Annotated in this window: 29 protein-coding genes and 1 rRNA gene; 3 read left to right on the top strand and 27 right to left on the bottom strand. The window is 45.8% G+C overall.

The features are described from left to right. From ACYVR3_RS00770 to ACYVR3_RS00760, 3 genes are all read right to left on the bottom strand, one after another. A 16S ribosomal RNA gene (locus tag ACYVR3_RS00770) occupies positions 1-157 on the bottom strand; the annotation flags it as partial. A 469-nt stretch (positions 158-626) separates the two neighbouring features. Next, on the bottom strand, positions 627-1,013 hold the full coding sequence (locus ACYVR3_RS00765; protein WP_054737035.1) for a CvfD/Ygs/GSP13 family RNA-binding post-transcriptional regulator: 387 nt from the start codon (positions 1,011-1,013) through the stop codon (positions 627-629). 155 nt (positions 1,014-1,168) lie between these two features. Continuing rightward, positions 1,169-1,753: a peptidylprolyl isomerase gene (locus ACYVR3_RS00760; RefSeq protein ID WP_461242714.1), complete on the bottom strand. Its 585-nt coding sequence runs from the start codon at positions 1,751-1,753 to the stop codon at positions 1,169-1,171. Between the two features lie 220 nt (positions 1,754-1,973). Between ACYVR3_RS00760 and ACYVR3_RS00755 the strand changes: the two genes are divergently transcribed. Beyond that, complete coding sequence (locus tag ACYVR3_RS00755; protein WP_461242713.1) at positions 1,974-2,618, top strand: VTT domain-containing protein; 645 nt, start codon at positions 1,974-1,976, stop codon at positions 2,616-2,618. 71 nt (positions 2,619-2,689) lie between these two features. Here ACYVR3_RS00755 and ACYVR3_RS00750 read toward each other — a convergent pair whose 3' ends face one another. The 18 genes from ACYVR3_RS00750 to ccpA form a co-directional block, all read right to left on the bottom strand. Continuing rightward, positions 2,690-3,319 carry a TIGR01906 family membrane protein gene (locus ACYVR3_RS00750; protein WP_461242712.1) on the bottom strand — a complete coding sequence of 210 codons (630 nt, stop codon included), beginning with the start codon at positions 3,317-3,319 and terminating at the stop codon, positions 2,690-2,692. Positions 3,320-3,340: 21 nt separating this feature from the next. Continuing rightward, positions 3,341-4,126, bottom strand: a complete 786-nt coding sequence (locus ACYVR3_RS00745; RefSeq protein WP_461242711.1) for a TIGR01457 family HAD-type hydrolase — start codon at positions 4,124-4,126, stop codon at positions 3,341-3,343. Positions 4,127-4,132: 6 nt separating this feature from the next. Further along, positions 4,133-4,975: a YutD family protein gene (locus tag ACYVR3_RS00740; RefSeq protein WP_461242710.1), complete on the bottom strand. Its 843-nt coding sequence runs from the start codon at positions 4,973-4,975 to the stop codon at positions 4,133-4,135. Further along, positions 4,944-6,374: a bifunctional metallophosphatase/5'-nucleotidase gene (locus ACYVR3_RS00735; RefSeq protein ID WP_461242709.1), complete on the bottom strand. Its 1,431-nt coding sequence runs from the start codon at positions 6,372-6,374 to the stop codon at positions 4,944-4,946. Before ACYVR3_RS00735 ends, ACYVR3_RS00740 begins: the two co-directional genes overlap by 32 nt. A gap of 23 nt (positions 6,375-6,397) precedes the next feature. Next, complete coding sequence (locus ACYVR3_RS00730; RefSeq protein ID WP_054737039.1) at positions 6,398-7,009, bottom strand: metallophosphoesterase family protein; 612 nt, start codon at positions 7,007-7,009, stop codon at positions 6,398-6,400. 276 nt (positions 7,010-7,285) lie between these two features. Then, on the bottom strand, positions 7,286-8,671 hold the full coding sequence (locus ACYVR3_RS00725; protein ID WP_461242708.1) for an amino acid permease: 1,386 nt from the start codon (positions 8,669-8,671) through the stop codon (positions 7,286-7,288). Between the two features lie 521 nt (positions 8,672-9,192). Further along, complete coding sequence (locus tag ACYVR3_RS00720; RefSeq protein ID WP_057152232.1) at positions 9,193-10,383, bottom strand: acetate/propionate family kinase; 1,191 nt, start codon at positions 10,381-10,383, stop codon at positions 9,193-9,195. 21 nt (positions 10,384-10,404) lie between these two features. Continuing rightward, on the bottom strand, positions 10,405-11,454 hold the full coding sequence (locus ACYVR3_RS00715; protein ID WP_461242707.1) for a class I SAM-dependent methyltransferase: 1,050 nt from the start codon (positions 11,452-11,454) through the stop codon (positions 10,405-10,407). A 55-nt stretch (positions 11,455-11,509) separates the two neighbouring features. Next, on the bottom strand, positions 11,510-11,695 hold the full coding sequence (locus ACYVR3_RS00710; protein ID WP_461242706.1) for a hypothetical protein: 186 nt from the start codon (positions 11,693-11,695) through the stop codon (positions 11,510-11,512). Then, the gene (locus tag ACYVR3_RS00705) at positions 11,696-12,172 is read right to left on the bottom strand and encodes a prepilin-type N-terminal cleavage/methylation domain-containing protein (protein ID WP_461242705.1); all 477 of its coding nucleotides are present in this window, start codon (positions 12,170-12,172) and stop codon (positions 11,696-11,698) included. Continuing rightward, positions 12,169-12,360: a hypothetical protein gene (locus ACYVR3_RS00700; RefSeq protein ID WP_461242704.1), complete on the bottom strand. Its 192-nt coding sequence runs from the start codon at positions 12,358-12,360 to the stop codon at positions 12,169-12,171. The genes ACYVR3_RS00705 and ACYVR3_RS00700 overlap by 4 nt, the downstream gene beginning before the upstream one ends. Further along, on the bottom strand, positions 12,347-12,742 hold the full coding sequence (locus tag ACYVR3_RS00695; RefSeq protein ID WP_461242703.1) for a hypothetical protein: 396 nt from the start codon (positions 12,740-12,742) through the stop codon (positions 12,347-12,349). The genes ACYVR3_RS00700 and ACYVR3_RS00695 overlap by 14 nt, the downstream gene beginning before the upstream one ends. A 13-nt stretch (positions 12,743-12,755) precedes the next feature. Then, a complete protein-coding gene (gene comGC, locus ACYVR3_RS00690; RefSeq protein WP_461242702.1) occupies positions 12,756-13,061 on the bottom strand; it encodes a competence type IV pilus major pilin ComGC in 306 nt (101 codons plus the stop codon). Further along, the gene (locus tag ACYVR3_RS00685) at positions 13,058-14,101 is read right to left on the bottom strand and encodes a type II secretion system F family protein (RefSeq protein WP_461242701.1); all 1,044 of its coding nucleotides are present in this window, start codon (positions 14,099-14,101) and stop codon (positions 13,058-13,060) included. Before ACYVR3_RS00685 ends, comGC begins: the two co-directional genes overlap by 4 nt. Then, positions 14,037-15,011, bottom strand: coding sequence for a competence type IV pilus ATPase ComGA (gene comGA / locus ACYVR3_RS00680; protein ID WP_461242700.1), 975 nt, complete (start codon positions 15,009-15,011; stop codon positions 14,037-14,039). Before comGA ends, ACYVR3_RS00685 begins: the two co-directional genes overlap by 65 nt. 257 nt (positions 15,012-15,268) lie before the next feature. Continuing rightward, complete coding sequence (locus ACYVR3_RS00675) at positions 15,269-16,003, bottom strand: YebC/PmpR family DNA-binding transcriptional regulator (RefSeq protein WP_057152234.1); 735 nt, start codon at positions 16,001-16,003, stop codon at positions 15,269-15,271. Positions 16,004-16,124: 121 nt separating this feature from the next. Then, entirely contained in the window at positions 16,125-17,615 is a 1,491-nt protein-coding gene (locus tag ACYVR3_RS00670) for a lysostaphin resistance A-like protein (protein WP_461242699.1), read from the bottom strand. A 117-nt stretch (positions 17,616-17,732) separates the two neighbouring features. Further along, positions 17,733-18,734 carry a catabolite control protein A gene (gene ccpA, locus ACYVR3_RS00665; protein ID WP_461242698.1) on the bottom strand — a complete coding sequence of 334 codons (1,002 nt, stop codon included), beginning with the start codon at positions 18,732-18,734 and terminating at the stop codon, positions 17,733-17,735. A 381-nt stretch (positions 18,735-19,115) separates the two neighbouring features. Here ccpA and ACYVR3_RS00660 point away from each other — a divergent pair, with 381 nt between their 5' ends. Beyond that, positions 19,116-20,213, top strand: a complete 1,098-nt coding sequence (locus tag ACYVR3_RS00660; protein WP_461242697.1) for a M24 family metallopeptidase — start codon at positions 19,116-19,118, stop codon at positions 20,211-20,213. A gap of 898 nt (positions 20,214-21,111) precedes the next feature. Here ACYVR3_RS00660 and ACYVR3_RS00655 read toward each other — a convergent pair. Both ACYVR3_RS00655 and ACYVR3_RS00650 read right to left on the bottom strand, forming a co-directional pair. Continuing rightward, positions 21,112-21,591, bottom strand: coding sequence for a hypothetical protein (locus tag ACYVR3_RS00655; protein WP_461242696.1), 480 nt, complete (start codon positions 21,589-21,591; stop codon positions 21,112-21,114). 23 nt (positions 21,592-21,614) lie between these two features. Beyond that, complete coding sequence (locus ACYVR3_RS00650; RefSeq protein ID WP_054736238.1) at positions 21,615-22,019, bottom strand: DUF948 domain-containing protein; 405 nt, start codon at positions 22,017-22,019, stop codon at positions 21,615-21,617. A 250-nt stretch (positions 22,020-22,269) separates the two neighbouring features. Between ACYVR3_RS00650 and ACYVR3_RS00645 the strand changes: the two genes are divergently transcribed. Then, entirely contained in the window at positions 22,270-23,118 is an 849-nt protein-coding gene (locus tag ACYVR3_RS00645) for a mechanosensitive ion channel family protein (RefSeq protein WP_461242695.1), read from the top strand. Positions 23,119-23,249: 131 nt separating this feature from the next. Here the strand turns inward: ACYVR3_RS00645 and cbpB are convergent, their stop codons facing one another. Genes cbpB through murI form a run of 4 tightly spaced genes read right to left on the bottom strand, consistent with a single transcriptional unit; the run spans position 23,250 to position 25,733 of the window. Then, positions 23,250-23,741: a cyclic-di-AMP-binding protein CbpB gene (gene cbpB, locus ACYVR3_RS00640; protein ID WP_461242694.1), complete on the bottom strand. Its 492-nt coding sequence runs from the start codon at positions 23,739-23,741 to the stop codon at positions 23,250-23,252. Positions 23,742-23,747: 6 nt separating this feature from the next. Then, positions 23,748-24,284, bottom strand: coding sequence for a metallophosphoesterase (locus ACYVR3_RS00635; protein WP_461242693.1), 537 nt, complete (start codon positions 24,282-24,284; stop codon positions 23,748-23,750). 2 nt (positions 24,285-24,286) lie between these two features. Then, positions 24,287-24,889 carry an XTP/dITP diphosphatase gene (locus tag ACYVR3_RS00630; protein WP_461242692.1) on the bottom strand — a complete coding sequence of 201 codons (603 nt, stop codon included), beginning with the start codon at positions 24,887-24,889 and terminating at the stop codon, positions 24,287-24,289. 16 nt (positions 24,890-24,905) lie between these two features. Then, on the bottom strand, positions 24,906-25,733 hold the full coding sequence (murI, locus tag ACYVR3_RS00625; protein WP_461242691.1) for a glutamate racemase: 828 nt from the start codon (positions 25,731-25,733) through the stop codon (positions 24,906-24,908). Between the last annotated feature and the right edge of the window lie 112 nt (positions 25,734-25,845).

Here is a 25,845-nt window from a genome sequence, read left to right as displayed (position 1 = left end):
CTTCTGGGCAGGTTACCCACGTGTTACTCACCAGTTCGCCACTCATCCGATGTTAAAAATCAGTGCAAGCACTTCAAATCAACGGGATGCGTTCGACTTGCATGTATTAGGCACGCCGCCAGCGTTCGTCCTGAGCCAGGATCAAACTCTCAATTTATGATTGTTTGTAGCTCATTTAATTATTACTAGCGAAATTGACTTCGCAAATTACATTTGATATCACCGAAGTGATATACCCTGCACATTTGTGAAACAAAACTTTGTTCAGTTTTCAAAGGTCTACCAAGCTGATTCCTTTTGAATCAGCTCTTAAATTGTATCTCGTTGTCATTGGGCTGTCAACTATTAATTTGAAATCTTTATTTCAATCAATAACGACTGCCGCTCCGAAGCAACTTAATCAGTTTAACATTTACAACAGAAGATTGTCAACTCTTAACTTGAATCTTTATTCATAAAGTTCAAATTGAATTTTCTTCCAATCACATCTGCTATTGATTAACTCAACCTTTAACCTTTCGGAGGTTTTGTATAACTATCCGAGAAATTAATAATGTCTGCGTTAACAACATGTAAAATATTACCAGCAATTACCAGGATGGTCAAGCATTTTCTTAAAAAAGATTCTATTTCTGAACAAGTTCCTTCAAAGCCTCTTGTTCCCATGCGTGACGGCGGCTTTGAATGGGGGCAAATCCTTCATGAACATTGCGACTTGTCCAGTAATGTTTATGCCGTCCCTCTTGTTGGGGCACCGTCATCGTTAAAGATGCTTTAGGTTCTTCCATACAACGCAAGGATAAGGAGATCTTTCCTGTAAACTCATCGATATCCAGCACAACCACGTCGATTTCATCGCCGACAGTTAAATACTGGTGAATATCCTTAACAAACCCATAATGACACTCCGAAATATGAATCAATCCCTGAACCCCATCACCAAGGTCAACAAATGCCCCATACGGCTGAATGCCAGTAACCGTTCCGTGAACTTGATTTCCAATTCGTAGCACTTTTCATTCCTCCTAATGACTAATCATTTTTGTTTTACACTTAGGTTCTACTATAACGGATTTAATCGTCAGTTAACAGTAAAACGTCAGTCACCTTCATCATACAAAAAAATCTTGCCGACAATCATGTCAACAAGATTCGTTAATGGTTAACCTTAATCCGTAATTGTAACTGATTCGATCACAACGTCTTCCAGTGGTTTATCAGACGCATCCGTCTTAACAGCCGCAATGGCATCTAAAACTGACATGCCTTCGGTGACTTGACCGAAAACAGTGTGACGGAAATCAAGCCATGGTGTCCCACCCTTTTGGTAAGCCGTCACAATTTCGTCAGGGAAATGTGCTGACTTCAATTGTTCCGTGATTTGAGCGGACATGTGCTGATTTTGAACAATGAAGAACTGACTGCCGTTAGTGTTTGGACCAGCGTTGGCCATTGAAAGGGCCCCACGCAAGTTATAAACCTCTTGGGAGAACTCATCTTCAAATGGTGTCTGCCAGATACTTTCGCCGCCCATCCCAGTTCCAGTAGGATCGCCGCCTTGAATCATAAAGTCGCTGATCACACGGTGAAAAATCACTTCATCGTAGTAGTGCTTCTTAGCCAATGACACGAAGTTTTCAACGGCCTTGGGCGCTTGGTCTGGAAAGAGTTGTACTTTAATATCGCCCATTGATGTACTGATCGTTGCCTTAGGGCCGTTAACTTCTTCAAGATGTAACTGTGGATAATTCACTGTGATACCTCCAACATAGTAATTATATCTATTATCCATGATTTAAACTAAAAAGCAACTTATCGAGTCCCAAAATTCTGTGTACCACCCTAATCAAACCCTGTTTACCGCAATCAGTCATTTTCAATCTTTTTATTAAAATCGCCATTAAATTCCCCGTTTATCTGACATTATCTGGTACAATGGCCACATTACAGTAATTGAAAGGACACACCCTAATATGACTCAACTATTTGATTTCGTACTTCATATTGATCAACACATGGTCAATATCGTCAATACCTTTGGCGGGTGGACGTACGGTATCTTGTTCTTAATTATCTTCATCGAAACCGGTGCGGTGATCCTACCATTTCTCCCCGGTGATTCACTGCTGTTTGCCGCAGCTGCCTTGGCGGCCAACCCGACTTACCACCTCAACATCTGGTTATTCGTTGGTCTCTTCTTACTGGCAGCACTCCTCGGGGATTCAACTAACTTCATGATTGGTCGTCGAGTTGGTATTGCGCTAACAAAGCACGCCTTTTTCGGCCGGTTCATCAGCGAGGAACGGTTAAACGAGTCCAGGCGGTTCTTTGATCGTCACGGCGCCATTGCGATTTTTCTAGCCCGGTTCATGCCGATCATTCGAACTTTCGCACCCTTCGTTGCCGCAACGTCGCACTACCAGTACCGCTCATTCATTAAGTATAATGCAGCCGCTGGTGTCGCCTGGGTAGCACTTTGCTGCGCTGGCGGTTACTTCTTCGGTAATATTGGTTTCGTTAAGGAACATTTTTCATTAGTCGTCTTAGGGATTATCGTTGTGTCAATGATTCCTGCTTTTGTGGGTCTCTTTAAAAAGAACGGTCAAGTAAGCGAATAAGACATTCGTTTATGTCAATCAAAAAAGGTGATTGCCTTGTTGGCAGTCACCTTTTTTTGTGTGCACACAAATCAAAGCTGGTTAAAACTTTCTTTTCCCGACCAAATTCCCCATATCATGACCAATTCAAATAATAAAAAGGCAAATATGAAACATTGGGAGAAAAATGATTCCGGTAACACCAAAATAATGGGATCGAATTGCGGATTAAATAACCAATCTGAATTGCGAAACAGCGTTTTATGAAATGCGATAAAAAACTGATTAAAGTTAATGGCCATCATCATACCAGCCAAGATTGGAACAACGGCAGCAACCTGAAAGGGCCGAATCAACCGCCATACTTGATTAGTCCGCCACAGTCGCCGTAAAAACCGCCACGCGGGCACAATCGTCACGATCAACACCGCATTATTAAGTAAGAAGAGGTTTTTGACGTCGCTAAAATGCTGACGACCACTCGGCGACGTTGGAAAATCCATCATGCTTAAATGGTGAATCCACGGTAATTGCAAATAACTCAACAACTGACCGTAGTTGTCCATAATCCGCCCCGTTGAAATGCCAACTACTCTAGAAAGGTCACCTAGCACAACGTTCAGCCAATACAGCCACATACTGTTGATCGTGATAAAAATTGCCAGTGACACGATTGCCAAAAACAACAACGTCCACTGGACACCCTGTTTCACCCGTATCATGTGTGTTGACGCCTCCCGTAGTTAGTGCTCGTCCAATGACCAATCGTCTAACGAATCGATCTGATACGTTGGCTGTCGGTCTTCAGCCACAACCTGCTGCTTCGTTGACAGGCCGGAATACACTAACAGTGTGTCCATGTCAAAATCAAGGCCCGCTCTGATATCGGTTTGGTAGTTATCGCCAACCATTAACACTTGCGCCTTCGATAACCCCATCCGTTCGAGCGCCTTTTCCATAATGATTGATCCAGGCTTGCCAATGTATTGCGGTCGTTGTTGCGTTGCATAGGCCACTAATTCGTTTAAAGCACCAGCGCTAGGCAACATGCCCTGTTCACTGGGAATGTTGGAGTCTGGATTGGTCCCAATAAACTTAGCCCCATTTCGAACGGCCAACGTTGCAGTCGCCAGTTTATGGTAGGTCACATCGTGATCTAAACCAATCACGACGAAGTCCGGGTCCTGTTCTGTCAGGTGAAACCCCTGATCGATAAATGCTTGCATCAGACCGGTTTCACCAATCAGGTAAGCGCGGTTTTGTTCAGGCTTCGCAATACCAGCAACGTAGTCTGCACTAGCCAACCCAGCCGTATACACGTGACTTTCATCAACGTGAATATCATGGTTCTCAGCTAAGTTGCGCACCACATCCGCTGGTAACTTAGTCGTATTGTTTGTGACAAACATAAACTTTGTTTGCGTTGCTTGTAATCGTTCGATGAACCGTTTGGCCGCCGGAATGCGTTTCTTACCCGCGTACACCGTTCCATCTAAGTCGATAAAGTAACCATCGTAGTGTTTTGCCATATTCAATTAATCCTCTTTTTCCCGAATGGTAAATTTACGGTGCTGACTGTGACCCACGGTTTTGACCGTCCCCTGTCGTTCACTAACTGGTTTGGGCTTCACCGGTTTGATTTTTTCAACCACGTAGGCCTTTTGTTGACCGTTTGATGGTCGGCCGGACTGGTTATTTGGCCGACGACGACGCGATCGCTGTCGACTGTGACCATTGCCCTCTGAGGCATGCTGCTTGGTGGTTGTTGATTGTTGGGAACGCTGACTAGTTGCATGTTGATTGGTCGTTGTCTGTCTCGTTGGTTTAGTCGTTGGTTTAGTTGTTCCTGATTGATTTCGAGTCGTTGGTTTGGCTTCTGATTGTGTCTCACGTTTTCGATTACTATTATTGCGCTGAGAGCGGCGCCGTGAGCGGTGTGGCTGAGCGTCATGGTCACTAGTTGACTCATGCCGACCGCCAGTTTCTCGTTGCCGTCGAGGACGCTTAGGCGTAGTTGCCCGGACGTCTTGATTATGCAAAACGAAGTACGGACACCCTAAATTACAGTGTTCGTCTAAGTAGTCCTGTAGCGCACTAATTTTAAGTTCAGCGGGAACGTTGCGTTCATCGCTATAAAAACCGCGTAATCGCAGTTGACCAAAGCCCATATCCCCCACTAAATAATCGTATTTGGAATAAAACGTGTTAAACCGGTCGCTTAACATCATTCGGTCAAATGCATCCCGGTAATTAGTGAGTAATTCATAGGGATGTTCGTTGATTTGATAGTGCGTCTCGTCCACTGAAACGATCACCCCACCGGGCGTTCGCTGCTCACGAGCCTCATCAATGAGCGTCTGTAGTGCCTTTTTGTCCATGTTGCGATGTCGCCTCCTTCTTGATTGGGTATTGTTTGGCGAGATAGTCGCCGTAAACCGTCCTTAATAGCTTACCATATAAAATTTCGTTTTGACCAACAATTGAAATGGTTGGGAAAAACGGAATGAACAAGTAGTGATCCGGAACGGCAATCGTGTACGCCTTCATCGGTGACAAAGGCTCGCCCCGAAACAGGACAGTTCCTTCGTGTTCGTTATAGGTGATACCTGAGTACGTTAAAGCGCCAAAATACTTGCCACGAAAGCCCATTCCCTTGATTGGGAACCGATTCAAGAACGGCCTGGTTTTTTCCATTTCCATGATCAAGCGCCAAAGATTGTCACCACTCAACGTTACCCGCATCACGTGCATGGCATGCGGTAACAACTGATGTAGTTCATTTTGCGTGACGATACCAGCCGGTAGGTCGCGCATAAACAACCCACCATTAACGATTGCGGCATCGGTGCCCGCATAGGCCTCCATTGCCGCCAATCCCTCACTGGCTAATCGGGAGTGCCCCTCCCAGTTTTTCTCCATCGCAACGGGTAACTGAGCCACTCGCTTTTTAGATAGTAGTCGCTCGCCGAGTTTTTGATAACCTTCAATTTCGGTTCGATCTGAAGTTGCCGCTTGCAAATTCGCCGTTTCAACCACGGAAGCCTGCTTGGTCACAATGTGGTGATCTTTCAATTCAAGCTGAATCGTCCCAACATAGTAACCGTATTTGCCAGCCGCGGCTAACAACGTTTGGTTGACCAATTCGCCGTGCACCAACAAATGGTGAGTATGCGCACCAATTACCACGTCGACTTCTGGATAACGCTTGCCGATTTGACGATCAACGTCAAGCCCTAAGTGTGAGAGCAACACCACCACATCATACTGCCCGGCATACTGCTTTAGTAGCCGCGGTAGCATCAGATTGACTGAGATCGGCTGCCAACCCAATAACGGGTAGGTGAGCGTGTATGGTGCCGTTAAGCCCAACACGAGTACCCGAGTACCAGCATCCGTCGTCATTAACTTAGCCGGCATCGCCCACTTAGGCTGCGATTTTTTAGGTGAGTTCAATAAATTGCCTAAAATGACGTCAAAATTGGCCTTGGCGTACAATCGGTTCAACTGACGCTTAGAATTGCCAAGCCCCTCGTTATTCCCAATCGTCACGCCATCATAGTGGATCTGATTCATCAACTGAACGTTTTTTTGGCCGTTAGTCGCTTCACTGAGCGGATGAACCCGATCCATCGCATCACCGATGTCGAACGTATACACCGTATGACCAGCCGCTTGATAACGCGCTCGTTCTTCTAACAAATACCGCCGAATCTTAGGCCAATTTTCAAAGTGGGAATGAATATCATTGGTATGTAAGATGGTAATTTTCTCTGTCATGCCGTTATGCTACCTCCCAAACGTTAGTGTCGTTTCTGAAAATCGTCATACTTTCCCTGAACCATTTCTTCCACTTCGGCCATGGTAAACGGTGCGCCAAAGGCCGGTTTCGTCTTAAGATAATCAACTTCTGGGGTATCAACACCGACGTTAATGTTTTCTTTGACCCCCACCGCATAGTGGTGAATATGGCCGTGTAAGTTAATGATTTGCTTAACAATGCCCATCATCATAGGGTAGTGGGTTAAGTAATATTGACGGTGATTGACTTTAATAATTTTGCCCACGTCGTGAAATTCAAACTTGGGTTTGCCGCCATATTCGTAATTGTGTTGCGCGAGGTATTTGAATAACGCCCGGTTATCATGGTTCCCCTTAATGAGGACTAAGTGACCATTGAGCTGGTTTAAAACGTCTAAAATGGCCGCTTCAGCCGCGCGTTCCGGTCGGATAAAGTAGAGTGCGATATCGCCAAGATGATAAACCGTGTCCTCAGGCGTCACCCGTTCATTCCAGTGGTCAATAATGGTTTGATTCATTTCATCTACCGACGCAAAGGGGCGCGGCGCAAACTTGGAATCCCCCAAAAGGTCCTTATGAAAAAAATGCGTATCTGATGTAAAAAATTGTTGCACGCTAATCCCTTCTTTTTCAAAAGCTACTGTCTCTAGTGTACCATGTTCCGTTCAATGCTTGTTCGACAGATTCACGTTAACTTTCAGTCTACCCGATTTAGGCCAATCAATAAAATAAAACGTGCTGTGTCGAACAATCATCGTCAAAAATACGGTGAGGCCATCTTCTGGCACCCACCGTATTTTTGACGATTTGTTAGTAAATGACTGAATATCAGTCACCGCACTAAGTTAATTTTATAAAGTCAGCTTCAATCAAAGCGATATCCTCAGGCCCTAATCTTGAATCGAGGCCACAACCGCTCGATCCTTGATTGTTTTGAATAACCAGAGTCCCAAGAGCCATAGCACTGAACCAATCAACGCGACTAACGTTTCAAACCGGAACAGCAACACAACGCCGACCATGCCTAGAAAGGCTAAGACGAAGTAGTCCGAATATGGCGCAAATGGCATCTTGAAGTCGCCAGCTGGTTTACCTTCGGCTTTCATGACCCGCCGGTACTTTAAATGAGCGAGCACGATTGAGCCCCAGATAAACAGGAAACAAGTGGTGGCGATACTTGAAATCAGGGTGAAGACCTTTCCCGGAATAAACATGTTCAAAACCACTACCACTGCGATAATCGCTGCGGAAAGCAATAGCGCATTGACCGGTACTTGCGCCTTAGATAACTTACCCAAGCGCTTTGACGCCCGTGATTTACCACCGTAAGTCAATGAAAACAACATTCGACCGGTCGTAAACAAGGAACTATTACATGCCGAAGCAGCTGCCGTTAAAACCACAAAGTTAATGATGGCTGCGGCAGACTTGATGCCAATCGCTGAAAAGACTTGAACGAACGGACTTTCATCAGGCGAAATAAAGTGCCATGGATAGATGCACATGAGGGCCAGTAACGACCCAAGGTAAAACAAGATGACCCGCATCGGAATTTCATTGATAGCCTTGGGAATAATATGCGTTGGGTCGTTCGTTTCAGAAGCCGTCATCCCAACCATTTCAATCCCAATGAACCCAAACAACACCATTTGAAATGAGAGTAAGAACCCCTTTGCGCCGTGAGCAAAGAACTTACCGGCAAACAAGTTGCCCACCGAGGCATGGCCAACCGGCGTCTTAAACTGAATCACGACCAGAACGACCCCAATTACGATCAGCGCTACAATGGCGACAATTTTAACGATTGCAAACCAAAATTCAGTTTCACCAAACGCTTTGACTGTCACCGAGTTGATGACTAACAAGATCAATAAAATCACTAACCCAGTCACCCACTGTGGCAACCCGGGGAACCAAAATTTCATATACAACCCAGCGGCCGTTAAATCAGCCATCGCAATGGTTAACCAGCAGACCCAATACGTCCAACCAGCGATGAAGCCCCAACGTTCACCCAAGTACCGTTCAATAAAGTCGATGTACGAATGGGCCTTTAAATCAGATAATAGTAATTCCCCTAATGCCCGCATGAGTAAAAAGCAGGCAATTCCAGCAATCAGGTACGCGAGCACAATTGATGGCCCTGCTGAATGAATCGATTCGCCGGCGCCCAAGAAGAGCCCGGTTCCAATGGTGCCACCTAGTGCGATCAATTGCACGTGCCGGTTTTTTAACCCCCGTGAGAACTGATCCGTTGATGCTTCGTTATTTTCCATGCCGCTTCACTCCTTCATGGGCCATATTATACACGGCATATTCCCCGATTCTGGCAAATAAGCCTCCGTCCATCGAATTAAACGCTAACCACCGGTCCAAAACGGCGTCAAACCGCTTAATGTTGAATTCGTGACAATTACTCACGCAAAGATGAAAAAAATGCAATTAACAATGTAAGTGTGCGGAGCGAGGCGGTCAGAAAGCACGTGGTTAACAAGTTTCTGCAACTTCAGGAAACCTAAAAATAACAGTTAAGTGGTGCCGAATATCCTAGCCTCAATGAACGACCTTCACCGCAACTTTGACAAGCAAACTGACGACAAACAGCATGAACATCCGTGAGCTAAACACAAACGTAAATCAAAACTTCAAAATAACCGTTGACCCTTAAACCAGCCCATCCTGAAAAAACAACCCATCCATAAACAACAAAAAAGCAACCACCCGATCAAATAGCTTCGATCAAAGCAGTTGCTTTCTAATCAACCATCAACAAGTGATGATCTTAATGATGATTGAATTACTTCGTCAACCGTTCAACGTCACGAACGATCATTAACTCTTCATCCGTAGGGATTAACAGGGTCTTAACCGTTGCATCGTCAGTTGATAAGTCACGTTCAACGCCACGAATGTGGTTCTTTTCTGGATCAACAGCGATCCCGAAGTAGCTTAACTTATCGGCAATTTCTTGACGAATTGGAATATCATTTTCACCAACACCGGCTGTGAAGACGATGGCATCGATACCACCAAGTTCAGCCACGTATTGGCCAATGTAGCGAACGATCCGGTTGATGTACATATCACGTGCTAAGTGGGCCTTTTCGTTCTTATCTTGAACCTTTTCTAGGTCACGCATGTCAGCAGAGGTTTCAGATACCCCGATCAAGCCAGACTTCTTGTTCAAGATGTTGATCATTTCGTTAGGATCCTTGATGTTCAGCTTTTCCATCAAGTAAGTTACCAAGGAAACATCAATATCACCAGAACGGGTTGCCATCATGATTCCGGCAAGTGGCGTGAAGCCCATTGAAGTATCAAATGACTTACCGTTCTTAACCGCCGTAATTGAAGCACCGGCGCCAATGTGCAAGGTGATCAGCTTTAAGTCTTCCAATGGCTTGCCAAGCATTGCGGCGGCCCGGCCAGCAACGTAACGGTGACTTGTTCCGTGGGCCCCATACTTACGAGCACCGAACTTTTCGTAGTATTCGTAAGGAATGGCGTACATGTAGTTCACTTTTGGCATTGATGTGTGGAATGACGTGTCAAACACGGCTACGTTAGGCACATCAGGTAAGATGTTCTTGAACGCCCGGATGCCCATTGCTTCAGCTGGGTTATGCAGTGGTGCATATTCAGCTAAGTCTTCGATCTTTTGAAGCACGTCATCGTCAACTAAGACAGAATCCGTAAAGAATTCACCACCGGCAACGACCCGGTGACCGATCCCAGTGATTTCCTTGTAGTCCTTAATGATATCAAGGGCTAACAATTGATCCAACATCAAGTGGATTGCTTGTTCATGTGTATCAACGTCTTGAACGTTCTCGTACTTTTGACCATCGCCGTACTTGATCGTCACGATTGAATCTTTGAGACCGATCCGTTCGATAACCCCGCTTGTGATGACATCTTCTGAAGGAACTTCGAAAAGCTTAAACTTTAAAGTGGAGCTTCCTGCGTTAACGGCAAGTGTTTTTCCCATGAAATTAATTCTCCTTTTGTTTTATTTCAGCAAATCATTTAATTCCCAATCAACCATTTCCGCAATAAACTTCGAGAACGCGGTTTGATCCTTAAACGATGGGAATTCACCAATCATGACCTTTTTGGCCTGTTTGGCGTGTTCCCCATGACGTTGAAGTAACAAAATCGATTTCTCCGCTGATTGCGCCGTAAATAGGTCTTTTGGCAGTGCCAAAAAGCTTTGTAGATAAGCACTTTCCTGTAACCAACCCAATAACGATTTCGCTTCTGGTGATGAAAATAGTTGGCTTGGGACTAGGAAAATGCCAAAGCCACCTGGTTTTACCGCTTGCATTGCTTGTTCAAGCAGCAAGTGGTGAACGTAGGAGTGACCTGACTCAGACCTGGTCTTAAACGACGTTACCTTATCATCCAATGGATAGTAGCCAATTGGCAGATCCGAAACGACCAAGTCAACTGCCGGGACTAAAAGATCGCCAAGCGCATCTTGGTGTTGCAGCTCAACCGGCACCCGTTGCAGTGTCGTGTTAATGTCAGCAACTGACAACATTGAATCATCGTTATCAATACCAATTGCCGAAACCGTTGCGGGTGTCTCATCCGTCAACTGATTAAGAATCGTCGTTAACAAATTAGCGGTCCCAACGGCCGGATCAAGAATCGTCAGTTGGGACTGATGCTCAACCAACCGGATGATGAGATAACCCATCACCATGCCAATCGTATCCGGGGTCATCTGATGATTGCCCTGAATCTTGTCTTCTTGGATCGCCTTCAACATTGAAAGCTGGACTGCTTGTCGCGCGACCTCTTTAGGTAACGTTGCAACGTCCACCTGCGCGTAAAGCGCTTGTAACTTTTGAACGGTATCTGCATCCGGTACGTCGTCTTCAACCTGCACATTACCAGCAATCAGGTTATCCCCTGATTCGATAAAGGCGTCTAAATACGATGTGTCCAGCGCAGTCTTCAAAAGCCCACTTGATTGATCAAGTACGTTAAACAGCGCTTCTGTTTCTTTTAAAGCCAGTGTTGTCGACCTCCTCGTGATTAAGGATTGTATATCCACAGAATCTATCTTACAAATTTTCACCAAGTTATTCAAGCTACTTAGCTTAATTTTGTCACTTCTTTGTTTTAGATTGTGAAGAGTCAACCACCGACATCACGCGTTTTGAATAGTTTTCGATCAAATCATCAAACGCTTGGCGTTGCTGGTAATAGGCTTGGAGCTGAAATAATAACAGGGTCGTTAACACCCCTAAAAAAACGAGTGCCAAAATTGTCACAAAGCCATTTTTAACTTTCAATTATTTTTTCTCATCCTTCTCTTGATCAAGACTCACCGGGACGCTCGTCAACGCCGAAAATTTTTGACCTTTCATCATGGTTAACTCGAGATATAAGCGATTTTGTTTGGTGGTCCACGTCACATCTTTGACATCTCGAATCAGGGGAAGGTACCCACCATCTGGCGTGGTCAACATCAGTTCATGCGGTGATTTCGTTTTAACAGTCCGCCGATGCACTAATATAAACGGCCTTTCAGTTACTCTTGGTGTCTTTAATACCAACTGATACCGATGATTCGGATCCATTTTAGTCACCCGAAACCGGTACTCTGGCGACTCAAGCTCACCCAACAATTGATACCAAGCTAACTGTTCATCAAATTCTCGTTGCCGCTGGTTCATCACGATTGACGTTCCGAGTTGAATGGTTAACAATCCCACAGCAATGACCGCAATCGCAATAATGGTTTCAATTAAACTAAAGCCCCGTTTCACGAATTTTTCTCCCGTAATTGAGTCTCATACCGCTGCCGAAGTTGTAACACGCGTTCTTCTCGTTGTCCCAGTTGCCGGTTCATGACCAGTTGCGCTTCCGCAAACGTGATCACACCTAAACAAATGAGCGTCAACCCCACGACTGAATCACTTAAAATAAAGCCGCGTTTCCGTTCACTTCGCTTCAACTTGATAGACCCCCCATCCCATTTGAATCACCACTTCATATTTTTGCTGAGTTGCAGTGGAGTATAACGAAACCCGCTGTGGCGAAAAGTTGCCACTTTTCTTTGGTGCAATTTCTTGTTCTTTCAAAATCCGCAACGTTTTAGGTAGCTCTAATACTTGATGCCACTGAGCCCCATCAAACACGACTCCTTTTTCCGGTTTAAACCGAATAATCGTATTATGGTGGTGTGCCTGCACATCAGATTGAACGTGTCGCCAATTGGCCTGAAACGTTCGCCAAAAAGCAGCTTCGCTTCGTGGCGTCTGACGCGTTGTCTGCCGAGCCGTCGTTAACACCACTAACACACCACTCAAAATGGCCAACGTCATAATCGACTCCAAAAGTGTTAACCCCCTACGAGTCAACTTTGACCTGCGTCCCATCGATTCGAATCCCCTCTCGCTTCGCCATCTTGACCTGCTTTTCTGTTAAGTACCCGGCGCGTTGCAATTCTGCAAACGAAGTTGATCGATCATCCGTTGCATCCAAATAGGACTCCAGTTGCGTTTGAACAACGGTTACCATTGCCCCCGTGTGAACCGTATTGGCGTGCTTTTTTTGCTGTGCTAAGTTGGGAACAATGATGAGTACTAGTAAGCTGACGATTACTAGTACTATCGACATTTCTAATAAAGTGAAGCAGCGCTTTACCCGTTTCATCCTAATCCTCCAATCATGTGATACATCGGTAAAAATAGACTGACGTAAGTGCCCAAAATCATCCCAGCAATCACTAAAAACGCAATCGGTTGAATCCACGCCATCAAACGTTCTAATTGCGCCATCAACCGCTGATAATAAAGTTCCGTTAACGCCGTTAATTCCTGAGCCATTGTTGCTTTGGTTTGACCAGCCGCAAGAATGATTTGTAATTCTGCGGGCATGAATCGATAGCGCATCAACGCCGTCATTAGCGGTTCACCGGCTGCCAATTGCGTTGCTAGTTTAGTACTAAGCTGATATAGCAAAGTCGTTTTTTTAGCCCGCTGCAACGTCCGCAAAATGTCCTGCATTTCAAGCCCACTACTAATCAAAATCGTGTACGCGGCTAAAAAGTAATAGCCGTAGTAGGTTCGCATCACGCCACCGATAATGGGCAATCGAGATAGTTGCTCAACGCGCTGTAAAATCGGTTGTTGTTTGAGTTGCAACAGACTCACAAAACCAATCAGACCAATCACAATGCCACCAATCCCCCACCAAAGCCAGTGGTGCGTACTTTGTGATGTTCCCGCCAAATCTTGAACTTGCGGAAAGACAATTAATTGCAGTCCCGTAATGATTACAATGAGTAACATCAGTAACATGGCTGGGTACCGAAGTAAACGACGAATCTTTTGCTGTCGTTGGTCTGCTGTGGCTAATAGGCGGCTGATTTGACCTAAACTCTGGCTGAGTTGTCCATGTTCTTCAGCTAATTGGAGTTGCAAACAGATCTGGTCATCAATATAGGGTTCAAATGCCTGACTGACGGTGACCCCCAATCGCAATTGATCGTTGATGTGTTGCAGATCCTTAACTTGGCGCTTAAAGATCAACTCGGAAAAACTTAACGCATGTCGAATCGAAAAGCCCACCGTCAAGAGCTCACTTACCAATTGAAATACCGAGGCTTGAAAGGCTACCGGCCACGGCTTAACCCGCTTCGAAGTGGGTGACGGTTTGGGCTGTAAGGAGTCCGCGTTGTTGTGCTTCGTCAAGGTGTCGCCTCCATTCCGTTGTCATTTGTCGATCACCGAACCAGTCCGTTGTGACCGGACCAGCTTGAAGATCCAATAAGGCAGTGATTTGATCGGTGGTAGTTGGCAGCAACCGTTGATAAGCAACGCCAGTGATTGCCTGCTGTAAAGCTGCCATGTCAACACCAAGTTGCGCCAGTCGAGTCACCACACCGTATACATTACGGGCGTGAACGGTACTGAGAACCAAGTGCCCGCTTAACGCTGCTTCCACACAAGCTTGAGCGGTTGTTCGATCTCGAATCTCGCCGACAATCAAAATGTCGGGACGATGCCTCAGTGCGACCTTGATCAATGCCTCATAGGTCATTTCTGCCGAATCGTTCACCTGCAACTGCAAAAAGTCGGTTTCAATAATTTCAACCGGATCTTCAATGGTTAACACCGAACCATGCTGACGTAACGTCTTGGCTAATTGATAAATCGTCGTTGTTTTGCCAGACCCCGTTGGTCCCGCAAACAAAATCAGTCCTCGCAAACGACACCATTGCTCAAGCGTTTCAAACTGATCTGGTACTAAAAAACGTGGCTGACTAACTGCCAGAGGTTGTAACAACCGAATCACCAATGATTCACGATGTAGAAAATCACCAACACTGGAGAGCCGTAAATGAATTGGGCAATCGTTAATGGTCACCGTCAACGCCCCCATTTGTGGTCGCCTAGTTTCGGTGATCGCCATGTCGGCGCGATACTTCAGATGGGCAATTAATTGCTGACCTGTCGCATAGGGAACCGTCTGAATTTTAGTCATACCCAACGCCTGATGCTCGTAAATCGCGTACTGTTCTGCATCCGGCAATAGGTATAAATCGGAACTTCCTGCTTGCACGGCGCCCGTCAATAGTTGTTGACCAAGTGCTTCAATCATCTCTATTCACCTCCATGCCACTTATTTACGCACTGACGACAGGCGTTGTTTTTTATTCATGGATAATTTGGTCTACCCCATTATTTTAGCTAGAATTTAATTTCAATTTGTCCGGATGATTTATTGAATCGCACCTGATATGCCTATCAAAAAGGGATTAAAGTCACAAATCACCGTGACTTTAATCCCTTTTTTGCTACTTGTTTAGTTTGAAAAATAAAAAAGTCGCTCGATTAGGAGCGACTTTTCGTCAATACTTATTCAGCGGTTTCAGGTAACGTTGCTGCTTCGTAAACGTCCGAAACATCGTCATTGCCTTCAAGTTCGTCAATTAAGCCTTGGTATTGTGAAATCTTATCTTCTGGTACTTCAGTCGTGTTCTCTGGGAACATCCGAACTTCAGCCGTATCCAAATTGTACTTTTCTTGTAATGCATCACGCACTGCAGTCAAGCTCGATGGATCTGAGAAGATTTCAAATTGATCGTCACTGGTCTTCATATCATCAGCACCAGCATCCAATGCATCCATTAAAACCGTATCTTCGTCGGCATCTAAGCCGTCACGTAAAATAACGACGTAGCCCTTACGATCGAACATGTAAGAAACGGAACCCGCAGCACCCAATGCACCACCATGGTGCGTGAAAGCTGAACGAACTGCAGCAGCAGTCCGGTTCTTGTTATCGGTCAAAGCGGCAACCATGACAGCTGTCCCACCGGGGCCGTAACCTTCATAGGTAATTTCTTCGAACTTAGCGCCACCGACACCTGATGCTTTGTCGATTGCACGTTGCACGTTGTCCTTAGGCATGTTTGCTGCCCGGGCTTTGTCCATGACCAAGCGAAGTTGAGGGTTGTTAGCTGGATCAGGATCACCTGCTTTAGCGGCTTGATACAAATCACGTGAGATTTTTTGGAAAATTTTTCCACGCTTAGCATCTTGGGCGTTTTTACGACCTTGGATGTTATGCCATTTTGAATGTCCTGACATGTCACGACTCCTCTTTTCTAATTAATAATTTCGTTTTTACAGACTACATTATAATATCACGGGTGTCACTCTAATTCAAGCTGTTCCGGTGAGGTTGTGCAGAATCTCGCATTCTGGCTTTTTAGTGGACTAGCGCCACAATAAACAAGGCCATTACCGCAAGGATTTGAACAAAATCGAATAGAAAATGGGTGAGGATATTTTGCCAGATATTTCGCGAGAAGTAATAGATCAGGCCGTAAAAGGCGCCAACGCACATGTACGGGATCATCGCCAACACATCACCGTTAAAGTTATTCCAGTGCACCAAGCCAAATGCGACCGAGGAAACAATCAACATCAGCCAGGTTACTGCCCCTCGCTTTTGCCATTGATAAAACAGGACGTGTCGAAAAATGATTTCTTCCGTAAACGGCGCCATCAGAGTCGTCAAACTCGCAACCAATGCTAATCCGGTTGATTGAACGCTTAAAACGTCTACCCCACTCGCGGCAACACTCGTCGTAAACGGCTTTAACACTAACCGGACTAAAAGCAGGACCAGATAGGACCCTAAAAAGCCAGCGATGGCAATTAAGACGCCTCGACCAAGGTGTTGCTTGAACTGTCGCCAATCGGTTACTAAAACATCCCGATACAAATAAATGGCGACCGCAAAACCGATGAAGAAAATTAAGTCAACCGCAATCACCCTTGGCCACTTACCATGCCAAATCAACGTAACTAACGCACCAAGCGCTAATTCAACTAACGGAATCGCGATGGCGATGCTAGTTTTGACGGGATCAATGGCCATTGCTGTACGAGAAGGTTGCTTAAAGTTGAGCTGCTTACCGGGGGCTTGACCCGCTATTTCCTGCCCGATTGCAATTGCTTGATGACGCTTAAGCAACCACCAACCTAGTCCTGCAAACACAATCGCATAAATCACGCCGGTCACCAAACTAGTCCCGCTTTGGTTACTGAGGGTCCCAAATGCCAGTTGATCAAACGCATCAATCACGGAATGGCCAATAATCGGTAACCACAGGCTGTTCGTTAATAAGTAGATAACTGCGAAGAAAAATCCGAGTGCGATTGCAGCAATCACCTGTGCAATCGTATTACTCAAACTCCCCTGAAGGGCATTAACAAGGTGCACACCACCAAAGATAATCCCACTCACAATCGCCGTCACCATCGCACTTAACCGAAAATGGCGGTACAAATAGCCAACCAGCAACCCTCGAAATACGTATTCCTCCGTAATACCAACTCCCAGACCCATTACAATCGCCGTCACAACGTATCCGATACCAAACGAAAACGATGGGTTTAAGGTTGCGTCTCCGATAAGCACCACAAGGATTGGGGCGATGAACCACCAGCTAGCCAGTCGTTTGGGCAACTGCCACCCAATCGGGACTTGTAAGTATCCCCGGTTTATACCAAGCCAACTAACCAAAACCAAGGCTTCCGTCAGCACCATTTGCCAGTTCGCACCTAGGCTGCCATCAGCGGGCGTCCACCCCAACAAGTGCACCACGATGTTGCTAACGACCGTCATAATCGTGAGTAACACAATGGGTAACACCAACATGCCAACGGCAAAGACCCAAAGATGTCGTTTCATGATTTAATCTCCTCCAAATACATCATTTGAACTTGCTGATATTGATCACCCACATCACCAGTTCACAAAAAAAGTCAGCACTCCCCCATGGTAGCCTGACCTTCCAAGTTGACACTATTAATTCGTCGAATCGCGCTTCATTAAGCCGTATGGCAACAGAATCGTTTTTTCATCGACTTGTTCATTGTTCATTAATTTGGTTAACAGTCGCATTGCAACTGCCCCAATATCGTACAGTGGTTGCGTGATTGATGACATCTTAGGCCGAACCATTTCGGTTAGCTTGGTGTCGTTGCTCGTAATGATTTCAAAATCATTCGGCACGCTCAAACCGGCATCAGAAACCCCGTTCATCACACCGGCAGCCAATTCGTCGTCACCAACGATTGCGGCCGTTGCCCCAACTGATTGTAAGGCTGGTTGCAATAATTGCCCTGCTTTGTAAGTGTAATCCGTTTCAAAGACGAGTTTATCATCGTAACGGATACCAGCCTTCTTTAAGGCCTGCTTGTAGCCCTTCAGCCGGTAATCACGGTTAATTGGATGTTCCAAGCTTCCAGAAACAAATGCCACCCGTTGGTTACCACGATCGATCAAGTTCTTAACGGCTTCTTCAACCGCTGCTACATAGTCAATGTTGACACTTGGCATCTGACCCTTTTCATCGACGCAGCCAGCCAAAACGATTGGCGTCTTCGCCCGGTCAAATTCCTTGCGAAGTTCTTCGCTGACGTCGTTTCCCATAAAGACAATGCCATCGACTTGCTTTGCCATCAAGGTGTTGAGCACTTGAACTTCCTTACGGCCATTTTCATCCGAATTGGTCAGGATAATGTTATATTTGTACATCATTGCAATATCATCGATTCCTCGTGCTAATGATGAGAAATAAATGTTGGTGACGTCAGGGATGATTACCCCAACCGTGGTGGTCTTCTTACTTGCTAACCCTCTTGCCACGGCGTTTGGACGATAATCCAGTCGTTCAATTACGTCTAACACTTTTTTATGGGTGGCAGGTTTAACGTTTGGGTTGCCATTCACTACTCGCGATACGGTCGCCATTGAAACGTCTGCTTCACGGGCGACATCATAGATTGTTACTGTCTGTTTTTCCATTGCGATAGCCCTTTCTTTATTGATTTAATTCGTTTTCACTGATTTTCAACAACTTGATAAATATATCAGATAAGTTTTCAGAAATCAATTTGAAAACGTTTTCATCTTGATGATACTCTAATCAACTTCAATTTTCAAGACGCCCAGTGGTATAGTTTCGCTAAGCCTTAAAAATCACAGGATAGCCGTTATATCAAGCCTCTTGATTATCGCTCACTTTTGAGCGTTCCGACTTTCCTAGCGACTTTATCGACCATAACTTTTTTTAGTTATCATGACCTTTCAATGTTAAAACGCATCTCGGTTTCATCCTCGTTTCTGACCCAAAGGAAATCAAGCGATTGTGCTATAATTGAAGCATCTTACAGTGAGGTGATTATAGTGTCAAAATTACAACAGGTTCAGGAATGGACCGCGCAACAACACGCTGACTTTGCTTACATCAGTGATCCAAGAACGATTCAGTACTTAACCGGCTTTTATAGCGATCCAATCGAACGCGTTCTAGCGCTCATTGTATTTCCCGATCAAGAGCCATTTATGTTTGCGCCGGCCTTAGAAGTCGAAGCAATCAAGGAAACCGGCTTTACTTATCCGGTCTATGGGTACTTAGATCATGAAAATCCTTGGAAGATGATTGCGACTAACGCCCTTAGTCGCGTCAACCAGCCAAAGTCAATCGCCTTAGAAAAGGGCCAATTAGCTGTTGACCGCCTTGAAAACCTTCAAACGGTCTTCCCTACTGCTAAATTTGACCTCGACATCACCGACTTCATTAACAGTTTACGAGTGATCAAAACCCCAGACGAAATCGAAAAACTTCGCATTGCCGGTAAATGGGCCGACTTTGCTTTTGAAAAGGGCTTTGCCGCTGTTAAGGCCGGCCGAACCGAACAACAAGTCGTTGCCGAATTGCAGTACGCCTTAATGAAGGAAGGCATCATGCAAATGAGCTTTGACACCTTGGTACAAGCTGGCGCCCACGCCGCTGAACCACACGGTGCCACTAACGCCACTAAGTTCAAAGAAAACGAACTCGTTCTGTTTGACCTCGGGACCATTTGGGATGGCTACATTTCAGACGCTTCTCGAACTGTTGCGTTAGGCAAGCCGACTGACAAGCAACTCGACATCTATAACGTTTGTCTTGAAGCTCAGTTAACTGCTCAAGATGCTGCTAAACCCGGCATCACCGCAGCCGAACTTGACCAAGTTGCCCGTGGCATTATTGACAAGGCCGGTTACGGTGAATACTTCATCCACCGTCTCGGCCACGGCATGGGCATGAGTGAACACGAATTTCCATCCATCATGGCTGGCAACGACATGGTCCTCAAACCCGGCATGTGCTTCTCAATTGAACCCGGCATCTACATCCCTGGTGTTGCTGGCGTTCGAATCGAAGACTGTGTCGCCATCACTGAAACGGGCTGCGAACCATTTACGCATACTTCAAAGGATTTAACTTACGTTGGTTAATCGGTACTTTATGTATTAATGAACGTTACAAGCCAGTACAACTATGATTAGTTGTGCTGGCTTTTTTGCTGTCGTTTGTGTCCAGCGTAAGTGTGCGGATTTTGTGAAGTGATTCTGGTTTTCTATAGCGGGAGAATGCCGCGGGAGGCTCCGGCGCTATGCGAGGCTGGAACGCAGTGGCGGGCCTACGAGCTAGGAATGGCTGAGGACCGCCATGCCGGATCTCTCCGGACCCGCGTATGACTAAAGCACTCGTAGCCCGAACCCCACGGACTACGACTGCTTAAGTCATACCGACACTGCTGAGCCTCGCGCGCCTCCGCCTCCCGCTACATGGTGCGCTGTTGTCAACCAGAACCGCTGACTGTCACATATTGAAGTTGACTAAACTGTGTACCGGCAACGTTAGACGATAACTCGACAACTACAGAAGCAATTGTGGTCAATGTTCAGTAACCACAATGGACTAACGGTTGCGTGATGCCGAGCTTCATCAGTTGACCGTCACGTCTATATTGATTTGATAAGATGACGTTACCGTTCAACGCGTTTTGAGATGTTTTGCGATAGTGCCGAATTGTGCAATGTGAGATTCCGGTCAGCGACTAGGTGGAAGCTGTGTCGCGATAATTGGTGGTTGTTGACGAACTTCCGACAACCGCCAATTATCGGGGACAAATTGGAGACTCGTACGGTTTTTGGCGAGGCTTCAATTTGAGGACTGAGACCGTCCTTTGGCTCAGGCCGGCCCCACAGCTGGAACCTAGTCGTTGACCGGAATCGTCAGTTCACACAAATCACATTTCACAAACTCACATCAATGATGCTTACGCTGGACACAAACGACAATAAAAAAACCCAAACATCCAACAGAATGCTCAGGCTTTCAAAATTATTATTATGCTTCTGGTTTGTCCGAAGTTGATTCAGCTGTATCAGCATCCTCAGCAGGCGTTTCCTCAGTTTCAGTCACATCCGAAACATCAGCGCCGCCAAAAGTGTCTTCGCTATTAAGTACGATATCATCGGAGTCGTCATCCGCTGCCGTAGCAACATCCGCTAACTCTGAACGTAAGTCTTCGCTAGGTGCTTCATCGTTGTCAGCTTTAGAGAAGTGCTGGTTTTCAAATTGGGCAGTTGCCGTCTTGAGTTTATCACTCACTGATTCAGATTGTTCAGCAAACGTCTCTTTGAAGTCTGCCCAAGCATCGCTTGCGTAAAATGCATAGTCGACTGCCCGGTCTTTTGCGATATCGACCTTATCTTGAAGGTCTTCCTTAAGTTGTTCCTTTTGGGCATCATCTAACCGACGATAGGCAACGTGAGCTGCTGCACCACCCGCTAAGAGCCCTAATAAAAAGCCAAACTTTTTTCCCATAACGCAAAAACTCCTTTCAACTTTTAGTCCTTTGATTTCCGGCCGCGATAAGCATTAAACATCGCTGACCCGGCGCGAGCCACCAAGTTAGAGGTCACCGACTTTTTGGCTGTCGATGAAACCTTCCCAGTTAATTCACGAGTTGCCTCGTTCAAATCTGAAACGCTGGTTCCAAGATCAGCCGCCGCTTTGAATACGGGATCAATCGTGGCAACCTTATGATTGACATCATCTAACAGCGTATTGGCATTCGCCAAAATATCCTCCGTTTGTTTCGCAATGACGTCCATATCATCAGTCATCGTTTTAATGCTTTGGTTCACTTCACCAAGCGTCCGAACCATCTTGGTTAAAAAGACACCGATAAAGACCACCAAAACTAAAAACGCGATTGCGGCAATTAAACCGGCAATTTGTCCACCTGTCACGCTACCCCTCCTTACTTTACCTTGATTAATTTAAGAATAGCATTGACCCGGTCCGGGCGCAATGAAAAGTACGCGGTTTCACCCGCTTTTATTGGTTTGTTATCGAATCTTCATGGCTAGCAACTCATTGTGAAAATTCCAATGGCTATGCCTTGGAAAACGTCACCTAACTTTGTTAAACTAGATAAGAACTCATTGCAATTGTCAATCAATGGCAATTGTCTAACAACCTCAAAAGGAGCCCTTTATCTTGACGCATTTTGTTCGATTCATTCACCACTTTGACTGGCAAAGCATCGGTGAGCAAGCGGCGACCACCATTTTTCAGTTAATTCTGGTTTCTGTTGGTTTATTGCTAGTTAACTGGTTAGGCAAAAAAATTATTCGGCACTTATTCAAACGCTACAAAGCAACTAAAATCACGCCTGGAACGGCAAACCGAGTGGACACCATCTTTACACTGGTCATGAACATCTTTCAGTACACCGTCCTCTTCTTTTGGATCTACGCGCTGCTCTCATTCATGGGCGTTCCGGTTGGCACGTTAGTCGCCGGTGCTGGGATCTTTAGTTTAGCCCTTGGTCTTGGTGCTCAGGGATTTGTTTCCGATATCGTTACCGGGGCGTTTATTTTGATGGAAGAACAAATCAACGTTGGTGATGCCGTCAAAATTGGAACAATCGAAGGCACCGTTTCCGCAATTGGCATTCGGACGACTCAGGTTGTTAGTGCCGATGGGACCTTAAACTTTATCCCGAACCGAAACATTACGATTGTCAGCAACAAGTCTCGAAATGAAATGCGGGCGCTGGTTCAGATTCCAATCGTGCCAGATTCACCCATTGATGATATCAACGCAATTATCGAAACGGTGAACCAAACGGTTGCGTCCAAGTTTCCAGCCATCACACAAGCGCCAACAAATCTTGGAACCGTACCACTGCCAGATGGTAAATTGGTGATTCAAGTGGTCACCTTCACCCAACCTGGTGAACAATCAACCGTTCAGCATGAACTGCTGTCCGCTTATTTAAAGGCCATCAGTGACGCTGATATTACCTTACCGACGATTTATCGAACGGATACGCCGAACGTCTAAGTACACTTAAACGACACTTATCATTTTTAAACTATAATCAAACAGGCGTCTAAATTCCCAGTGGTGGAATTTAGACGCCTGTTTACTCATGGTTAATTGTAGCATTTATCAAAATAACGCCACTCATAATGCTAATTCGAACGGTCCCCCACTAAGTCCGCAATTTGTTGAACTTCAAAATGGGTTGAAAAATTGTGGGCCAGATAATTGACGCGTTTTAACAATTCACGTCGGGTGATGATTCCCGTAAATGTCTGGTCATCCGAAACAACCGGCACAAACGAATTATCGACGAGGAGGTGTAAAATTTCATCCAAGTCCGTTGGATCTTCAACTGACCGAAAGTCGGTTTCCATCACGTCCGCAACCTTTAACCGGCGCAAATTTTCTGGGGCAACGTGATTAACATCCAACATTTTTTCGGTAATCATTGATAATGAAACTAAACCACATAGATGTTGCTCTGGATCCAACACCGGAATCTTTGAATAACCAATCTTAGTTAACACCAAAAATGCATGGTAACAATCATTATTGACCATCACGTTGGCAACGATATTTGCCGGGATAATCAATGTCTGATGATCCGCAAGTAAGAGGTCTTTAATGGGTTGATCAACCATAAACTTTTATCGCCCTTTCTGTGTTTGACGCGTAAATTCGAACTGAAGCCCTGGAACCGGTTGTTGCTGCCGGTCATAAAACGTGACGGTAACGATCGCTGGCGTTGTATCGATAAGTGCATAGGTGCCACCGACCGGCGCATAGGTACCACGAGGGAGTGAAATACTACCGGGATTCAAATACAAACAATCATCTACCATTTCGGCCGCTAATTGATGGGTATGACCGTAAAACACCAAGCTAGCGTTCACCGACTGGGCTTTCAAGCTCAGATGCGTTAACCCCATCGAAACCCCATAAAGGTCACCATGCGTCATGAATACGTGTTCACCGTGGTCATCACGTTCAATGTCATCGCTAAACTCACCGCGAGGATCATTGTTGCCTTCAACCACCGAAACATCTTTGAACACCGCATCATCAGCCTTCAATTCTGAATCACCACAGTGAAAGATGCCATCAACTTGATTGCGATACCGATCAAACAGCGTCGCTAAAATCTCACGATCACCGTGATTATCACTGATCACTAAGTACTTCACGTTTAAGCCTCCCACCATGAATCAAACTGTTGCATCATCTTCTCGGCTGCCCGTCCCCGATGACTAACGGCATTTTTTTCATGATCGGTCATTTCCGCCATCGTCTTGTGCGCCTCTGGAATGTAAAATAATGGGTCGTAGCCAAAGCCATTATCCCCACGAGGTGCGGTTAAAATTTCACCACTAACTTCACCATCAACCACGAGTTTGGCCCCACTCGGCTTAACCAGAACTAGTGTTGAATGAAATACGGCTTGGCGCTGATCAGCCGGGACGGTCGCTAACTTGGTCAACAGTTTTTGGTTGTTGGCGGCATCATCATGGTCACCCGCGTACCGAGCAGAATAGATGCCAGGTTCTCCATTTAAAGCTGCCACCTGCAAGCCAGAGTCATCTGCAAGAACTGGTAAACTGGTTTGTTGCGCAATTGCGGTGGCCTTAATTGTGGCATTTTCTTCAAAGGTCGTACCCGTTTCGGCAATGTCGCCAATATTTGGAAAATCAGCTAACGTCTTGATGGTGATCCCTTTTGGTGCCAGCATTTCTCGAAATTCACGAGCCTTACCCGCATTTCTAGTCGCAATAATTAATTCACTGTGTGTCATTTGTCGTTGCCTCACTTTAATTATCATTATGGTCAAATTGTTGAAGTTGCGCCACAGGTAGCTGGGTCACGTTAAGGTGTGTGTCACCCAACCAATCTGCTGCAACTCGGTTAAATCCCGCCACGGTCCCTGTAGTGTAGAACTGATACGTCGGTTTAGCCGTTGGCGTTAACAACTGTGCCGTCGTTAATTGGCTTCGAAGCTGTTTCGCCGTTTCAACGCCCGAATCAACCAGCTGAACCTCCGATCCCATCGCCGCTGTAATTTGAGGTAATAGCAACGGATAGTGGGTACAGCCCAGCACCAATGTATCCACCGGGTGGTCTTTGAAAAACGCTAACCGATGCTGAACAATGGTGGTCGCTTCAGCCGACCGGTAATTGCCAGCCTCCACCAGCAAAACAAATTCAGGACATGGCACCTCATACACCGTTGCATTCGGGATTAACGCCTGAATTGCTTGCCGATACGCATGACTCTTACAGGTGCCTTCCGTCGCAATCACGCCGATTCGTTGGTGCGTTGTCACGGTAGCCGCACGTTGACTGCCGGCCTGAATCACGCCAATCACTGGCATGGGTAGCTCTTGTTGCAACAAAGGTAACGCGGCAGCCGTTGCAGTATTGCAAGCCATCACCAGTGCTTTGACCGATTGTTGCGTCAAAAAACCGGCGATTTCACGCGAAAATCGAACGACCTCTTCGCTTGGCCGGGGACCATAGGGCACTCGAGCTTGATCGCCCACAAAAATCATCGATTCGGTTGGGAGTTGCGCCTTCGCTGCCTTAAGGACCGTTAACCCACCAACGCCTGAATCCAAAAAACCAATTGCTCCAGAAACCATGCGCTTGTTTCCCTTCTCTTTAAAAATGCCGTGTTAACTTAAATTTTGTCACTTATTTATTCGATATCCTTCAAAATCATCGCTTGCGAGTGATCGATAAGTGCCAAACACC

It is taken from the genome of Secundilactobacillus muriivasis (genome assembly GCF_054785195.1).
This window is presented reverse-complemented; position numbering and strand designations above follow the sequence as displayed.

Excerpts from the sequence above, each read along its gene's own strand:
- ACYVR3_RS00755 (WP_461242713.1), top strand. The coding sequence starts at position 1,974 with ATGACTCAACTATTTGATTTCGTACTTCATATTGATCAACACATGGTC.
- ACYVR3_RS00750 (WP_461242712.1), bottom strand. The coding sequence starts at position 3,319 with ATGATACGGGTGAAACAGGGTGTCCAGTGGACGTTGTTGTTTTTGGCA.
- ACYVR3_RS00745 (WP_461242711.1), bottom strand. The coding sequence starts at position 4,126 with ATGGCAAAACACTACGATGGTTACTTTATCGACTTAGATGGAACGGTG.
- ACYVR3_RS00740 (WP_461242710.1), bottom strand. The coding sequence starts at position 4,975 with ATGGACAAAAAGGCACTACAGACGCTCATTGATGAGGCTCGTGAGCAG.
- ACYVR3_RS00735 (WP_461242709.1), bottom strand. The coding sequence starts at position 6,374 with ATGACAGAGAAAATTACCATCTTACATACCAATGATATTCATTCCCAC.
- ACYVR3_RS00725 (WP_461242708.1), bottom strand. The coding sequence starts at position 8,671 with ATGGAAAATAACGAAGCATCAACGGATCAGTTCTCACGGGGGTTAAAA.
- ACYVR3_RS00720 (WP_057152232.1), bottom strand. The coding sequence starts at position 10,383 with ATGGGAAAAACACTTGCCGTTAACGCAGGAAGCTCCACTTTAAAGTTT.
- comGC (WP_461242702.1), bottom strand. The coding sequence starts at position 13,061 with ATGAAACGGGTAAAGCGCTGCTTCACTTTATTAGAAATGTCGATAGTA.
- comGA (WP_461242700.1), bottom strand. The coding sequence starts at position 15,011 with ATGATTGAAGCACTTGGTCAACAACTATTGACGGGCGCCGTGCAAGCA.
- ACYVR3_RS00675 (WP_057152234.1), bottom strand. The coding sequence starts at position 16,003 with ATGTCAGGACATTCAAAATGGCATAACATCCAAGGTCGTAAAAACGCC.
- ACYVR3_RS00670 (WP_461242699.1), bottom strand. The coding sequence starts at position 17,615 with ATGAAACGACATCTTTGGGTCTTTGCCGTTGGCATGTTGGTGTTACCC.
- ccpA (WP_461242698.1), bottom strand. The coding sequence starts at position 18,734 with ATGGAAAAACAGACAGTAACAATCTATGATGTCGCCCGTGAAGCAGAC.
- ACYVR3_RS00655 (WP_461242696.1), bottom strand. The coding sequence starts at position 21,591 with ATGGGAAAAAAGTTTGGCTTTTTATTAGGGCTCTTAGCGGGTGGTGCA.
- cbpB (WP_461242694.1), bottom strand. The coding sequence starts at position 23,741 with ATGGTTGATCAACCCATTAAAGACCTCTTACTTGCGGATCATCAGACA.
- ACYVR3_RS00630 (WP_461242692.1), bottom strand. The coding sequence starts at position 24,889 with ATGACACACAGTGAATTAATTATTGCGACTAGAAATGCGGGTAAGGCT.
- murI (WP_461242691.1), bottom strand. The coding sequence starts at position 25,733 with ATGGTTTCTGGAGCAATTGGTTTTTTGGATTCAGGCGTTGGTGGGTTA.